This is a genomic window from Bartonella sp. TT121SHDZB (assembly GCF_042193415.1).
In the GTDB taxonomy this organism is placed as follows: Bacteria; Pseudomonadota; Alphaproteobacteria; order Rhizobiales; family Rhizobiaceae; genus Bartonella.
In genome coordinates, this window is sequence record NZ_JBHILR010000001.1 from 90,041 (window position 1) to 106,265 (window position 16,225).

General features: G+C 38.3%; 12 protein-coding genes. 4 read left to right on the top strand and 8 right to left on the bottom strand.

Annotated features, from left to right (window positions below; genetic code table 11):
- Positions 1-769: 769 nt before the first annotated feature.
- The 8 genes from lpdA to ACFIKI_RS00430 form a co-directional block, all read right to left on the bottom strand.
- Entirely contained in the window at positions 770-2,176 is a 1,407-nt protein-coding gene (lpdA, locus tag ACFIKI_RS00395) for a dihydrolipoyl dehydrogenase (protein WP_375665061.1), read from the bottom strand.
- Between the two features lie 31 nt (positions 2,177-2,207).
- Entirely contained in the window at positions 2,208-3,410 is a 1,203-nt protein-coding gene (gene odhB / locus ACFIKI_RS00400; protein WP_375665063.1) for a 2-oxoglutarate dehydrogenase complex dihydrolipoyllysine-residue succinyltransferase, read from the bottom strand.
- A gap of 33 nt (positions 3,411-3,443) precedes the next feature.
- Positions 3,444-6,443 (bottom strand): 2-oxoglutarate dehydrogenase E1 component, encoded by a 3,000-nt coding sequence (locus ACFIKI_RS00405; protein WP_375665065.1) that lies wholly within the window; start codon positions 6,441-6,443, stop codon positions 3,444-3,446.
- Positions 6,444-6,608: 165 nt separating this feature from the next.
- A complete protein-coding gene (gene sucD, locus ACFIKI_RS00410) occupies positions 6,609-7,511 on the bottom strand; it encodes a succinate--CoA ligase subunit alpha (RefSeq protein ID WP_375665067.1) in 903 nt (300 codons plus the stop codon).
- Between the two features lie 3 nt (positions 7,512-7,514).
- On the bottom strand, positions 7,515-8,711 hold the full coding sequence (sucC, locus tag ACFIKI_RS00415; protein WP_375665069.1) for an ADP-forming succinate--CoA ligase subunit beta: 1,197 nt from the start codon (positions 8,709-8,711) through the stop codon (positions 7,515-7,517).
- A 90-nt stretch (positions 8,712-8,801) separates the two neighbouring features.
- Positions 8,802-9,764, bottom strand: coding sequence for a malate dehydrogenase (gene mdh / locus ACFIKI_RS00420; RefSeq protein WP_375665071.1), 963 nt, complete (start codon positions 9,762-9,764; stop codon positions 8,802-8,804).
- A gap of 291 nt (positions 9,765-10,055) precedes the next feature.
- On the bottom strand, positions 10,056-11,255 hold the full coding sequence (gene zapE, locus ACFIKI_RS00425) for a cell division protein ZapE (RefSeq protein WP_375665074.1): 1,200 nt from the start codon (positions 11,253-11,255) through the stop codon (positions 10,056-10,058).
- Positions 11,256-11,353: 98 nt separating this feature from the next.
- Entirely contained in the window at positions 11,354-11,899 is a 546-nt protein-coding gene (locus tag ACFIKI_RS00430) for an AprI/Inh family metalloprotease inhibitor (protein WP_375665076.1), read from the bottom strand.
- Between the two features lie 233 nt (positions 11,900-12,132).
- Between ACFIKI_RS00430 and dapF the strand changes: the two genes are divergently transcribed.
- Genes dapF through ACFIKI_RS00450 form a run of 4 tightly spaced genes read left to right on the top strand, consistent with a single transcriptional unit; the run spans position 12,133 to position 16,191 of the window.
- Complete coding sequence (dapF, locus tag ACFIKI_RS00435) at positions 12,133-12,984, top strand: diaminopimelate epimerase (protein WP_375665078.1); 852 nt, start codon at positions 12,133-12,135, stop codon at positions 12,982-12,984.
- Positions 12,984-14,267, top strand: a complete 1,284-nt coding sequence (gene mtaB / locus ACFIKI_RS00440) for a tRNA (N(6)-L-threonylcarbamoyladenosine(37)-C(2))-methylthiotransferase MtaB (RefSeq protein ID WP_375665080.1) — start codon at positions 12,984-12,986, stop codon at positions 14,265-14,267. The genes dapF and mtaB overlap by 1 nt, the downstream gene beginning before the upstream one ends.
- Before the next feature lie 14 nt (positions 14,268-14,281).
- Positions 14,282-15,508 carry a signal recognition particle-docking protein FtsY gene (gene ftsY, locus ACFIKI_RS00445; RefSeq protein ID WP_375665082.1) on the top strand — a complete coding sequence of 409 codons (1,227 nt, stop codon included), beginning with the start codon at positions 14,282-14,284 and terminating at the stop codon, positions 15,506-15,508.
- Complete coding sequence (locus ACFIKI_RS00450) at positions 15,505-16,191, top strand: septation protein A (RefSeq protein ID WP_375665084.1); 687 nt, start codon at positions 15,505-15,507, stop codon at positions 16,189-16,191. Before ftsY ends, ACFIKI_RS00450 begins: the two co-directional genes overlap by 4 nt.
- Positions 16,192-16,225 lie beyond the last annotated feature (34 nt).

Consider the following 16,225-nt stretch of genomic DNA (forward strand, 5'->3'; position numbering starts at 1 on the left):
TAGAATATTCAATCCCTCCCCTCTTCATCTTAAATGACAAAGATCCTTAACCTACACCAATCATTAAACAATTCAATTTCTTTGGGTGAATTCCTTTTGACTTCCCTCTTCATATATAACGTTTTGATTTATAATAATAAATCATCATTTTCAATTTGATTCATAACGCTGAATACTATAAGATTCTCTTAATCACAAGCTCTCTCACATTGAAGCAATTAAAATCTTTTGTCTGCACATCACAAACAAAGCAAGCGTATGAGTAAAAAATGACAAATTTCTCTTATGAAAACTCTCAAATAATAAAGAGCTTTAGCAATATTGAGAACTGAAAAAGTGTATTATAATGTCAGTGTGTACTTTTACTAAACATAAAGATGATGGTGCACAATAGGTCTTGTAACAGTTTGAATGAATTTCATATATTTCAAGAGGAACTTTACAGCTATACCATTCACGAACACCCTCGCGAAGTAGATTTGAGCATTTTGAGAGATGTTTGCTTAACACAAAACACGCAGATAAGCTCGGAATCCTATTTTAAATATTTTATAACAGTATAAAAACTACCCCATATATAAAACTTTACATAGACTAAACACCACTGCTCTAAACGATAGTGCACAACAGATATCTAAAAAAGTAATTATCGAAAAGCATACAACAAATGGAACATTCCAATACTATTGGTTATATTCCTTTTTTTGTTGCATGCTTCACTAATATTTTCTGCCCCCGTGCCTTTTAAAATGTACTTTTTAAAAGCTTTTTAAATATGAAGTGGTTTAGCAAATGTTGCCAAAGCTGCCTCACGCACGGCTTCTGATAAGGTAGGATGTGCATGGCAACAACGTCCCAGATCTTCTGATGAACCACCAAATTCCATTAAAACTGCAATTTCATGGATCATTTCACCAGCACCAAATCCAAGAATATGTCCTCCTAATACCCTATCTGTTTTTTTATCAGAAAGGATTTTAACGAACCCATCACTCTTTTGCATTGCACGTGCACGACCATTGGCCATAAAAGGAAATTTGCCAACATTATATTCAATACCAGCAGTTTTTAGCTCTTCTTCTGTTCTTCCTACACTCGCAATTTCTGGCTGTGTATAAACAACACTAGGAATAACATCAAAATTAACATGTCCTTTTTGACCTGCCAAAATTTCTGCCACAGCAATACCTTCTTCCTCTGCTTTATGTGCTAACATTGGCCCTTTTACGACATCACCAATTGCATAAATTCCTGGAACATTCGTCTGCCAATGGGCATCAATTTCAATAAAACCACGCTCATCTAACTGAACACCTGCCTCTTGTAAGCCAAGCCCCTCCGTATACGGAGAACGTCCAGTAGCAATAAGCACAACATCAGCCTCTAAAGTTTCAGCCTCACCACCTTTGACAGATTCAAAGCTCACCTGAGCAGTTGAGCCAGATTGTGTAACAGCTGTCACCTTTGCACCCGTTTTATATTCAATCCCCTGTTTTTCCATTAATTTCTGAAATTGCCGTGAAACTTCACCATCCATTGAGCCCAAAACTTTATTAAGATACTCAATAATGGTCACTTTAGCACCCAAACGGCTCCAAACTGATCCAAGTTCTGAACCAATGACACCAGCACCCACTACAATCATATGCGCTGGTACTTTTTCAAGTGAAAGAGCTCCCGTAGAAGAAACAATAGTCTTTTCATCAATTTCAACATTCACCCCTGGAATGCCTGAACTCTCTGAACCGGTAGCAATAATAATATTTTTTGTTTCAATTGTTTGTTTATTACCATCTCTGGCAACAACTTCCACATGACCCGCACTCAAAATTTTAGCTATCCCAAAAAAAGTATCAATTTTATTTTTTTTCATCAAAAAAGAAACACCACTCGTATTGGCTGTCACCACAGCTTTCTTATGAACCATCATTTGTTCAAGATTAAGCTTAGATTTCCCAATAGAAATACCAAGCGTTTCAAAACCATGCTGAGTTTCAGCAAACACTTCTGAAGCATGCAACAACGCTTTAGAAGGAATACAACCAACATTGAGGCATGTTCCTCCTAATGTTGTACGCTTTTCAATAATTGCTACTTTAAGTCCCAGTTGCGCCGCCTTTATTGCTGCTACATAACCACCTGGACCCGCTCCGATCACAGCCACATCATAAGACATCCGTTTCTCCTTTCATCCTGAAAACTGTATTTTACAAATCAAGAACAAGGCGTTCCGGATCTTCTAAGCTTTCCTTAACACGCACAAGGAAAGTTACAGCTTCTTGCCCATCCACAATACGGTGATCATAAGAAAGCGCTAAATACATCATGGGGCGGATCACAACTTGGCCATCAACCACCATTGCTCGCTCTTTAATCGCATGCATTCCCAAAATACCAGATTGTGGTGCATTCAAAATCGGTGTTGACATCAACGATCCATACACCCCTCCATTGGTAATGGTAAAAGTTCCACCTTGCATATCAGAAACCGCTAATTTTCCATCGCGTGCAAGACGTCCTAAACGACCAATCTCTTTTTCAATCTCTGCCAATGACATTTGATCTGCATCACGCACCACTGGAACGACAAGCCCTTTATCCGTTCCAACAGCAATCCCAACATTGACATAGTTTTTATAAACAATATCTGTTCCATCAATTTCGGCATTAACAGCAGGAAGTTCTTTTAATGCATGACAAACAGCTTTAGTAAAAAAACCCATAAAACCAAGTTTAACACCATGTTTTTTTTCAAAAAGATCCTTATAACGCTTGCGCAAATCCATCACCGCCGACATATCAACCTCATTAAATGTGGTTAACATTGCTGCTACATTTTGCGCATCTTTAAGACGGCGCGCAATTGTTTGACGCAATTTCGTCATACGAACCCGCTCTTCACGTGTTTCTTGGACAGGAGTTGCCAAAGAACTCGTCGCAGAGGAAGAAAGTGTTAGAACGTTTGCCCTTTTTTCTAATCCACCAAGAACATCTTCTTTAAGAATTTGTCCACGTTTTCCAGAACCTGAAATATCACTTTTTGCAACATCATTTTCAGCCATCAATTTTGCTGCTGAAGGTGAAGGAGGCATTGTACTGCTCGAAGTAGGCTTCTGCGCTTCAGATGAAGCTGCTGGAACAGATGTAGTAGGAGGCGAAAACGATTGAGAGACACCAGCCTCCACTGCTCCTAAAATAGCATTCACTTCAACCGTATCGCCTTCTTTTGCGATGATTTCAGATAATTTCCCCGCAACAGGAGAAGGAACTTCAACGGTTACCTTATCAGTTTCTAATTCAACCAAAGGCTCATCCATAGCAACAGCTTCGCCAAGCTTTTTAAACCATTTGCCAACCGTTGCTTCGGTAACCGATTCGCCCAAAGTAGGAACACGGATTTCAGTAGTCATAATATTTTTCCATACATTCAGAGTAGTAATAAATTAAGAACCTAACGCGTCTTTAAGAAACGCAGTCAGTTGTTCAAGGTGTTTCACCATTAACCCAGAGGCCGGTGACGCACTCGCAGGACGTCCTGCATAACGAGCACGTGAATATTGCGCATTAATATGTGTCAAAACCCATTCCAAATAAGGCTCAATAAATGACCAAGCCCCCATGTTTTTTGGTTCTTCTTGGCACCAAAAAACTTCTGCCTGCAAAAAGCGCGATAACACATTCACCAAAACTTTTGCAGGGAAAGGATAAAGCTGTTCAACACGAAGGAGATAAACATCATCGATACCCTTTTTTTCACGTTCTTCATAAAGGTCGTAATAAACCTTACCAGTACAAAGAACGACACGGCGAATTTTATTATCTTTTTGTAACTTAATGACAGAATCTTTGAGACATTCTGCATCATCAAGCAACACACGACAGAAACTTGTTTCTGGCCCCATTTCATTGAGAAGAGAAACCGCTCGCTTATGACGTAAGAGTGATTTCGGTGTCATTAAAATCAATGGCTTACGGAAATCACGCTTAATTTGTCGACGCAAAATATGAAAATAATTTGCAGGGGTTGTACAATTAGCAACCTGCATATTATCTTCCGCACAAAGTTGAAGAAACCGTTCTAAACGTGCAGAAGAATGCTCCGGCCCTTGCCCTTCAAAACCATGAGGCAATAAACACACAAGACCAGACATACGAAGCCACTTACGCTCTGCGGATGAAATAAATTGATCAAAAATGACCTGTGCACCATTAGAGAAATCACCAAATTGTGCTTCCCAAAGTGTTAACCCTCGTGGTTCAGCAAGAGAATATCCATATTCAAAACCAAGAACAGCTTCTTCAGAAAGCATAGAATTAACAACGTCATAAAGCGCTTGCCCTTTTTGTAAATGATTCAAAGGAATATAACGCGCTTCATTCTCTTGATCATAAAGAACTGAATGACGTTGTGAAAAAGTTCCACGTTCAACATCTTCACCTGAAAGACGAACCGGCGCTCCTTCCAAACAAAGTGAACCAAAAGCTAAAGCTTCAGCGGTTGCCCAATCAACCCCCTCACCGGTTTCAAAAATTTTAGCACGATTATTTAAAAAACGTTGAATGGTTTTGTGAACATGAAAATCTGCTGGAATTTCGACAAGTTTCTGACCAATTTCCTTTAAAGTTTTTAATTCAACACCGGTTGTTCTAGAATGCTGCTCATCAGAACTACTAAAAGCTTTGAGTCCCGTCCAGCTCCCATCAAGCCAATCAGCCTTATTAGGTTTATAAGAAGCACTTGCTTCAAGTTCACCTTCAAGTTTATCGCGCCATAATTTTTTTTGTTGCTCAATCTCTTCCGAAGTAATCATTCCTTCTGCTACCAATTGATCACTATAGAGTTGAAGAGTTGTTTTATGATTACGAATTGCTTTATACATAAGCGGCTGTGTAAAGGAAGGTTCATCACCTTCATTATGCCCATAACGGCGATAACAAAACATATCAATAACCACCGGTTTATGGAAAATTTGACGAAACTCTGTTGCTATTTTGGCAACAAAAACAACAGCCTCAGGATCATCACCATTCACATGGAAAATTGGTGCATCAATCATTTTTGCAACATCTGATGGATAAGGCGAAGAACGTGAAAAATGTGGAGATGTTGTAAACCCAATCTGATTATTGATAATAACATGAAGTGAACCTGCAACACGATAACCTTTAAGACCTGAAAGACCAAAAGTTTCTTGGATAACACCTTGTCCTGCAAAAGCAGCATCACCATGAATAAGCAATGGCAACACTTTTGAACGCTCACTTAAAGGGAGTGAATCAGTATGCGTAGGTCTTACAAGTTGATCTTGTTTAGCACGTGCTTTCCCCATAACAACCGGATCAACAATCTCAAGATGAGATGGATTAGCCAACAGCGATAAGTGAACTTTTTTACCATCAAAGTCCAGATCAGCGGTAGTTCCCAAATGATATTTAACATCACCGGATCCCTCCACATCATCAGGCTTATAAGATCCCCCTTTGAATTCATGAAAAATAGCTCTATGCGGTTTGGCAAGAACTTGTGAAAGAACATTTAAACGACCACGATGTGCCATTCCTAAAATAACTTCTTGCACCCCTAAAGTACTACCACATTTAATAATTTGTTCAAGAGCAGGAATCAGCGCTTCACCACCATCGAGTCCAAAACGCTTTGTACCTTTATATTTAGTGTCTAAAAACTGTTCGAATCCTTCTGCCTGAATAAGCTTATTCAGGATAGCTTTCTTGTCTTGTTGTGTGAAAGCCATTTTCTTATCTCGCCCCTCAATGCGTTCTTGAAGCCATGCTTTCTGAACCGGATCAGAAACATGCATATATTCCACACCGATTGTTGAACAATAGGTACGATTGAGAATCTCAAGCATTTGCGGAATAGTTGCATATTCCAACCCTAAAATATTATCAATAAAAATGGGACGCTCATAATCAGCTGGAGTAAAACCATAAGCTTCTGGAGAAAGTTCCTTATAATCTTCTAATTTTTCTGCCAATTTAAGAGGATCAAGCTGCGCATGAAGATGCCCCCGTGCTCGAAACGCACGAATCATCATAATTGCATGAACAGAATCACGTGTTGCACGAATAATATCTTGTTCACCGGAAATTCTTCCCTTTTGAGCAGCACTGGTTATTGCTTTTTCCTTTAATTTATCACCAAGATATTTTTCGAGAGAAGACCAATCACCATCAAGAGCAGAAACCAACTCGCCATCCGCCTTTAATGGCCAATGATCATGTTGCCATGTTGCTCCTTCAGCATTTTTGAGAACATCTTCTTTGTTATCATGAAGGCCTGCAAAAAAAGCACGCCACTGTGAATCAACACTGGTAGGATCTTTTTCATACTGGGCATAAAGTTGATCTATATAATCCGCATTCCCACCATAAAGAAATGACGTCTGTGCAAAAAGACTATTTATCTCGTCCTGCCTTGCCATATACCTCTCCGGAACATTTATTCCGTCTCCTCATATCTCTTTTCGACCTTTAAATGCTTACAAAGCAAGTGAGGGTTCGAACATTTAAAAAAGCTTTACCTTTTTATATTAAAATTTTTTTTCACCTGAATTAAGAACATATTCTTATTCAGGTGAAATTTTCTTTTAGCCTTTTAAAACTGACATCAAAGTCTTACCTATCTGTGATGGTGAAGGAGAAACCCGAATTCCGGCGGATTCCATTGCCGCAATTTTATCTTCTGCCCCACCTTTACCACCAGAAATAACAGCGCCAGCATGTCCCATTGTACGTCCTGGAGGAGCCGTACGGCCAGCAATAAAGCCAACAACTGGCTTTTTACGACCTTTTCTTGCTTCATCTTGCAAAAACTGTGCTGCTTCTTCTTCAGCAGAACCACCAATCTCACCAATCATAACAATAGACTGGGTTTCATCATCTGCTAAAAACATTTCCAACACATCAATAAATTCAGTACCCTTAACAGGATCACCACCAATCCCTATCGCAGTTGTTTGTCCGAGACCTTCCTGACTCGTTTGAAAAACGGCTTCATAAGTTAAAGTTCCCGACCTCGAGACAACTCCAACAGAACCTTTTCTAAAAATAGAACCAGGCATAATACCAATTTTACATTCATTGGGTGTGAGAATACCGGGGCAATTAGGACCAATAAGACGAGACTTTGAGTTTTCTAATCGCGCCTTCACTTTAACCATATCCATAACGGGAATACCTTCCGTAATACAGATAATTAAACGAACTTCAGCTTCAATAGCCTCTATAATAGCTTCCGCAGCCCCTGCAGGAGGAACATAAATAACGGAAGCATCCGCGCCTGTTTTTTCTTTTGCTTCTGCAACATTAGCAAAGATAGGAAGAGTTTCGCCTTTTGAACCTTCCCATATTTCTCCACCCTTTTTAGGATTAACGCCACCAACCATTTGCGTACCATGATAAGCAAGCGCCTGTTCTGTATGAAATGTTCCTGTTTTTCCTGTAAGCCCTTGAACGAGAACTTTTGTCTTTTTATTCACAAGAATTGACATAGCTTAAGCTCCCTTCACAGCTGCAACAATTTTTTGGGCAGCATCATCTAAATCATCAGCAGGAATAACATTCAAACCACTCTCATTGATAATTGCTTTACCCTGCTCAACATTAGTGCCTTCAAGACGAACAACCAAGGGAACTTTTAAACCAACCTCACGAACAGCAGCAACCACACCTTCAGCAATAACATCACAACGCATAATACCACCAAAAATATTAACCAAAATGCCCTTAACATTTGGATCGGCCGTAATAATCTTAAAAGCAGCTGTCACCTTTTCTTTTGATGCCCCACCACCAACATCCAAAAAATTTGCCGGCTCAGCTCCATAAAGCTTAATGATATCCATTGTTGCCATAGCAAGACCAGCACCATTGACCATACAACCAATTGTGCCCTCAAGAGCAACATAAGCAAGATCATGCTTTGATGCTTCGATTTCTTTTGGATCTTCTTCTGAAAGATCGCGTAATTCTAAAATATCTGGATGACGAAACAGAGCATTATTATCAAAAGAAACTTTCGCATCAAGAACGCGCAAGTGCCCATCTTTCATCACAATAAGCGGATTGATTTCTAAAAGGCTCATATCTTTTTCACAAAATGCCTTATAGAGAATCGGAAAAAGCCTTTCGCCATCTTCCCGTGCACTATCGCGCAATTCCAATGCATCACAAATCCTTGCACAATCAGCAGAAGTAACCCCCTCTACAGAATCAACAGACAGCGTGAATATTTTTTCTGGTGTCTCTTCAGCGACTGTTTCAATATCCATTCCACCTTCTGTTGAAACAACGAAAGCAATCCGACCAACACTACGATCAACCAAAAGAGAAAGATAAAGTTCCCGTTCGATATCAGCACCATCTTCAATATAAAGGCGATTGACCTGCTTACCCTCTGGACCAGTTTGTTTGGTTACCAACGTTTTCCCAAGCATTTCTTGAACATTTGCAACAACCTCTTCAACAGATTGTGCAAGCCGAACACCACCCTTTGCATCAGAACCAAGTTCTTTAAACTTACCCTTACCACGACCACCAGCGTGTATCTGACTTTTAACCACATAGAGAGGTCCAGGCAATTTTTTTGCCCATTTTTCAGCTTGCTCTACAGAATAAACAGCAACACCATTTGCAATTGGTGCTCCATATTCATGAAGCAGACGTTTGGCCTGATACTCATGGATATTCATGCATTTGTCCTTTTCTTTTACGGATTATTATTAATCCTAAAGTTGTAATATTCTAAATACTTTATTTTAATGAACGAAATCTTGTTCAATTTACTTGAGACTAGGCATAAGAGCAATACAAGCTTCACAAAGCTTTTTAACCGCATTTACTGAATAATCAAAAGCGCCTCTTTCCTCTTTATCAAGATCAATTTCAATGACCCTTTCAACACCACCTGCACCAAGTACAACAGGAACACCAACGTAGGTATCATTAACCCCATATTCCCCTGAAAGATAGGCTGCAACAGGCACAACACGCTTAGTGTCCTTTAAATAGGCTTCAGCCATAGAAACAGCAGAAGCTGCTGGTGCATAATAAGCAGAACCTGTTTTTAACAAACTAACAATTTCCGCACCACCATCACGAGTACGTTGGATAATTTGATCAATTCTTTCCTGTGTTGTCCAACCCATTTTAACAAGATCAGGCAAAGAAATACCACCAACTGTTGAATAACGCACCAAAGGCACCATTGAATCACCGTGCCCACCTAAAACAAACGCTGTCACATCCTTAACAGAGACTTTAAATTCCTCAGCCAAGAAACGACGAAAACGTGCTGAATCAAGAATACCAGCCATACCAACCACTTTATGGGTAGGAAGACCTGAAAATTTCTGCAATGCCCATACCATTACATCAAGGGGATTTGTAACGCAAATAACAAAAGCTGAAGGCGCATATTTTTTTATCCCAGCACCAACTTGTTCCATGACTTTTAGATTAACACCCAAAAGATCATCACGGCTCATACCAGGTTTCCGTGCAACTCCTGCTGTTACAATAACAACATCAACCCCTTCAATTGCTTCATAAGCATTTGCACCTTTTAAATTGACATCAAAACCATCAATAGGTGAAGATTCAGCAATATCAAGAGCTTTACCCTGTGGTATACCTTCTGCAATATCAAACAAAATAACATCACCAAGCTCTTTAAGCCCAATAATATGTGCTAAAGTACCACCAATCATACCCGAACCAATGAGAGCTATTTTTTTTCGTGCCATTTTATTTTTTCCTAACTGTTAGATAATTCAGCGCACACTGCACCTGCGTCCGTATACTGAATATTTTTAACTTCAATCATATTTAAACAATATCATAAAAACGAGTAAAGAAATGAAATTTACAAATTTCTCTCCTTACAAAAAAACAACAACCATCTGCAGAAACAACTATTAGAAAATTATCACGATGTATCGATAAAGTGAATTAAAAAAAAATACAACAGAATTATTACATATCTTTAATTTCAAAGAGTTATTGTTTTTACAGTTTACGTAAAGGTAAAAGTATAATCAACGCTTCTTCTTCAAAAGAAAATGTTCTTCCCAAAGTTTCAAATAATCATAGCTTTGCATTTCAAAAAGACGTGACTGTGTTCTTTGAAACTCAAATGTTTCCGTAATCTGCGCATGCCCCTTATACAAATCCTCCACACCTGCCGCTGCCGACATAAATAATCGTATGTGGCGCTCATAAAGAATATCAATAAGCAAAATAAACCGTTTTGTTTCATTGCGACATGTATCATCCATGACCGGTACATTATCGATAAAAATCGTATGATAACGCTCGCCTAATACCAAATACTCAGCCGCAGCCAAAGGCTTTGCACACAAGTCTCGATAATCAAAGCGTGCACACCCCGCACCAAAACGCGGAATAGGGATAAGGCGCCCTTTTATAGAAAGTTCATCAGATATCTCCTTATGTCCTTGTAACACAAGTGCCCATGCTTGATCCATGCATTCATCTGCTTTTTTCCCTAAAGGTATTACATACACGGGCTGTAGATTTGATTTTTCAAGACGATAATCTGTTTTTGCATCAAGATTAACAACACAAACATATGCTTTTAAAACTTGAATAAAAGGCAAAAAGAGTTCACGATTTAAACCATTATAATAGAGGTTATCCGGCGCCACATTTGAAGTCGCAATAAAGAAAATACCTTTATCAAACAAAGCAGAAATAAGCCGCCCCAATACCATAGCATCAGCAATATCTGTTACACTAAACTCATCAAAACAAAGTACCTTTGCTTCTCGTGCTAGATCCTCAGCAACAGCTAAAATAGGATTATCTTGTTTAAATTTTGCACACCCAGATGATTGACGATAAAAATTAATACGCTCATGCACATCAGCCATAAAATCATTAAAATGGGCACGCTTTTTATGACCTTTCGGCAAACAAGAAAAGAACAAATCCATCAGCATGGTTTTGCCCCGTCCTACTTCACCATAAATATACAATCCCTGAAAAAAACCTGTTTCATCTCCTTGTTTTACAACACAAGAAATATTTCGTTTTTTCCTTTTAAATATTCTATTAAAGAAAGAACAAAATATAGAAGGCCAAGGACGAGAGATATTTTGTTCCGCAATTTTTTTTAATAAATGATCAAAATTTTCTGTTATAGCTAATTGAGCGGTATCGAAACAAACCTCTCCTTTATCGACAAGCTCCTTATAACGTGTTGAAACGAGAATCATCCAAAAAACCTTTTTCAAACCGCTTTCAATGAAAAACACAAATTCTTTTCACGAATCTGTCTCTATAGCTTATTTTTTCATAAACGGTCAAAAAAGACCTAACGGCTTAAAACAACTGGACGATCATCAAGTGTACGTCCCTCAAAGCGATCAACATTTAAAGAATAAAGAGAAACGATAACACGTCCAGAATTATTATAAAAATATAATCTTTTTCCTTTAACAGCCCACGATCTCACTTGAGAAGCAATTCCTGGACAGTGTAAAGGACCGGCACGGTACCCTTGTCCAAACTTTGTTTGTGGCGTTGCAATCCGGCAAACTTTACCTCCCATAGAAAGATTCCATACTCCAGCAATACTTGCAGGAAATAAATCAGAGGCATTGCTTGGCAATTCGAGATTAGCCATTCGTCCATCGCTCTGAGAATCTCCTCTTTCATACATCGAAGCGTTTGCATCTTCAGATATCGACGAAGAAGTAGATGAAAGATCAGACGCTTCCAATATTGTCATTTGTTGAGATGGATAAAAAACTTCTGATGCGTTACTACTGTCATTACTGTCAAACCGCGTTGCTGAACATCCCTCTAAAAGCATTACAGTTGATATTGCAACGAAAAATGAAATTTTTGAAAACGACATATCTACACTCTCTCCCACAACAATAAATAAAAAATAAGCTCACAAAAAAATTAAATGAATATTCATTATAGTTACAAAGATAAATTAACAAATTAAAAAAAACAGGTTTAAAACCTCTTATTTTTAACGAAATAATTTATGTACCCAGTTTTATATTAATTAAACACTGGAAATTTATAAGATTTTCAGTCATATATCCCTTGATAAGTAATCATTAGAAATAGAGAAATTTCATGAAAACGCCATTTAGCAAAATGGACGGTCTTGGAAATCAAATTATTGTTGCGGATATGCGTGAAAGCACACATGCTCTTACACCACAAGCAATCCTTGCTTTATCAGCAGATCCCGAAATGCATTTTGATCAAATCATGGCTATCCACACACCAACCCAGAAAAAAGCCGACTTCCGCATAGAAATATGGAATGCCGACGGATCAAAGGCTAAAGCTTGTGGCAATGGTACGCGTTGTGTTATTGCATGGCTTATAGACCACAATTTTGGTGAAAATTTTCGTTTAGAAACCCCTGCTGGAATTATTGAAGGAAAACGCCAAACCGACAATCTCATCTCTGTTGATATGGGGTGCCCAAATTTCAATGCAAAAGAGATGCCTGTTTCACGTGAAATAGTTGATACCAATCACGTAGAAATTACGGCTGGTCCCCTAAAAGATGCTTGTCTCATATCCATTGGCAATCTCCATGCTATCTTTTTTGTTGAAAATGATATTGAACATATTCCATTAGAAAAATATGGGCCAAAACTTGAACATGATCCCCTGTTTCCTGAACGGTGCAATATTTCCATTGCTTGCATAACGTCAAATAAAAGTCTAAATTTACGCACATGGGAGAGAGGAGCTGGATTAACACAAGCATGTGGGAGTGCTGCTTGTGCAAGTGCAGTAGCTGCTTATCGACGTGGTCTTACAGAGCGCCATATCGATGTAAACTTACCAAGGGGAACACTTAATATTTTTTACCGAGAAGACAATCACATTATTATGACAGGACCAATAAAATATCAATTTAGTGGTTTTTTAAGCGCTTTAACAGGGGACTACAAAAAGGATCACTCCTGATGGCAATAGAAATTGTAACTTTTGGTTGTCGACTCAATAGCTACGAATCGGAAATCATTCGCAAAGAAAGTACTTCTTCAGGGTTAGAACAGCTCAAAGATGGTGCAATTATTTTTAATACCTGCGCTGTCACTGCCGAAGCTGTACGACAAGCAAAACAAGCTATCCGCAAAGCACGACGTGAAAATCCCCATGCACGTATCATTGTAACAGGGTGTGCAGCCCAAACAGAAGCACAAAATTTTGCCTCAATGACAGAAGTGGATCTCGTTTTAGGAAACGAAGATAAACTTCACGCCCATTCTTATCGTCAACTTCCTGATTTTGGTATTAATCATTCTGAAAAGGTGCGTATCAATGACATTATGGAAGTACAAAAAATTGCTCCACATATGGTCAATGCAATGCAAGAGCGCACCCGCGCTTTTGTACAAGTACAAAACGGATGTGATCATCGCTGCACATTTTGCATTATTCCTTATGGACGAGGACCATCTCGTTCAGTTCCCATGGGTGCTGTCATAGAACAAATTAAAAAGCTTATAGGTGGGGGTATCCAAGAGGTGGTCCTTACAGGTGTTGACCTTACAAGTTATGGCCACGATCTTCCTGGAAAAGCTACTCTAGGAAAATTAACTTCAGCAATTTTGCATCATGTCCCTGACTTAACGCGTTTACGCCTCTCATCTATTGACTCTATTGAAGCAGACGAAGAACTCATCAATCTTTTAGCTTATGAAACAAGAATCATGCCCCATTTGCATTTATCTTTGCAAGCAGGTGATAATATGATTTTAAAACGGATGAAACGGCGTCATCTGCGCGAACATGCCATTCAATTTTGCCAAGAATTGCGTGCCAAACGTCCTACAATGGTTTATGGTGCTGACTTAATTGCTGGTTTTCCTACAGAAACAGAAGAGATGTTTCAAAACAGTCTTGTTTTAATCAAAGATTGTAATTTAACCCATCTCCATGTCTTCCCCTTTAGTCCAAGAGAAGGAACACCTGCCGCACGTATGCCACAAATCAACCGTAAAATAGTTAAGATGCGTGCTGAAAAATTGCGTAAAGCAGGTGAAATGGCTTACCAAAAGCATCTTGCTCATTTACAAAACAGTCTACAAACAATTCTCGTTGAAAAAGATGAAATCGGACGAACAGAAGATTATACCCTTGTACAAGTTAAAGGTGCAAAAGCAGGAACAATTGTTCAAGCCCTTATCGTTGATCATGATGGCGATAAATTGATTGCTGTCCCTCCAAAGTTAAACGCTGCTTGAGCAGGAAAATTCTTATGACGAAATCTTTTATAAAAAAAATATTCTCTTTTAACAAATCTCAAGAGCAAGAAATTGAACAACAGATTTCTATTCCTGATAAAAGCAATATAAGAGAAAAAAACAATGAAATCTCTATAGATACAGAAAAAGAAGAACAAACAAAAAATAAAAAGACAACACCTACAAAATGTGATGAAAAATCCTCATCTTTAGAAGCCCATTCTGATAAAATTCCCCTTTCTGGTAAAATTATTGTCACAAACACCATCTATGAAAAAAAGAATGAAGAAATTTTATCTGAACCTTTTGTTGAACAAAAAAAGATAGCGTGGTTTGGGCGCCTAAAAAAAGGTCTATCCCTTTCTTCACAACGCCTAAGCGGATCAATTGGCGATCTCTTTGTTAAAAGAAAACTTGATGAAGATACATTGCAAGAGCTCGAAGATATTCTTATCCAAGCTGACATAGGTGTAGAGACGGCAACACGCATCGCAAATACTTTATCTTCCAGCCGTTATGGAAAAGACCTCTCTCCAAATGACATTCATACTATTGTAGCTGATGAGATAAAAAAAGTTCTAGAACCTGTTGCAATACCATTAGAACTTGATCTTAGCCATAAGCCTCATGTTATTTTGCTGGTAGGTGTAAATGGCACTGGAAAAACGACAACTATTGGAAAACTTGCAGCCAAATTAACAGCAGGGGGATTAAAAGTTATGCTTGCAGCTGGTGATACTTTCCGAGCCGCTGCTATTGAGCAACTGCATATTTGGGGTGAGCGCACCGGTTCTCCTGTCATTTCGACAAAATTGGGTGCAGATGCCGCAAGTTTAGCTTTTGATGCTTTTGAGAAAGCAAAAAAAGCAAACAGTGATATATTAATTATTGATACAGCAGGACGTTTACAAAATAAATCTGAATTAATGGATGAGTTGGCAAAAATTATTCGTGTTTTAAAAAAACACACCCCCCAAGCACCCCATACAATCCTTCAAACGCTTGATGCAACAACCGGACAAAATGCACTCAACCAAGTGGATATTTTCCGCGATATTGCTGGTGTTAATGGTTTAGTCATGACAAAGCTAGATGGAACTGCACGAGGAGGAATTCTTGTCGCTATCGCAGCAAAATACAAATTACCCGTTTATTTTATCGGTATAGGAGAAGATATTGAAGACCTTCAACCCTTTTCTGCTTCTGACTTTGCCGAAACTATCGCAGGAAAACATGCATGAAACAGCCCTTATCTAACCCTAATTCACACAATAATTCTGAAAAAAATATGAATAACAATAAGAAAATTTCTCTCTCACCGACATTTAAGTTTTTCTTGGAAATGGGCCCATTAGTTGCCTTCTTTTTTGCCAATTACAAAGGAGAATGGTTAATAAAAAACATTGTATTTTTTCAAAATTTTAACAAACCTATTTTCCCTGCAACAGCTATTTTCATGGGAGCGATTATTATTTCTCTAAGCTTATCATGGATACTTGTAAGACAAATTCCTATTATGCCTCTTATTTCGGGAATATTTGTTTTAGTTTTTGGCTTTTTAACTCTCTGGCTTCATAATGAAACTTTCATAAAAATGAAGCCAACAATCATTAATAGCTTATTTGCTCTTATACTTTTGGGTGGAATGTTTTTTAAAAAACCACTTTTGCGTTATGCTCTTGATTCTACTTTAAAACTTGATGATTTAGGTTGGCAAAAACTGACCTATCGTTGGGCGTTTTTTTTCGTTTTTCTTGCTATTTTGAATGAAATCATTTGGCGCAATTTTAGCGATAATTTCTGGACTAATTTCAAAGTATTTGGCGTCATGCCTATAACAATTCTTTTCATGCTTACCCAAATGCCTATCATTATAAAACATTCAAAAGGACTTTTTACAGAAGAGGACAAACCTGATTCTTAAAAAATTCACCACTACCGATTATTTTATAAATTCA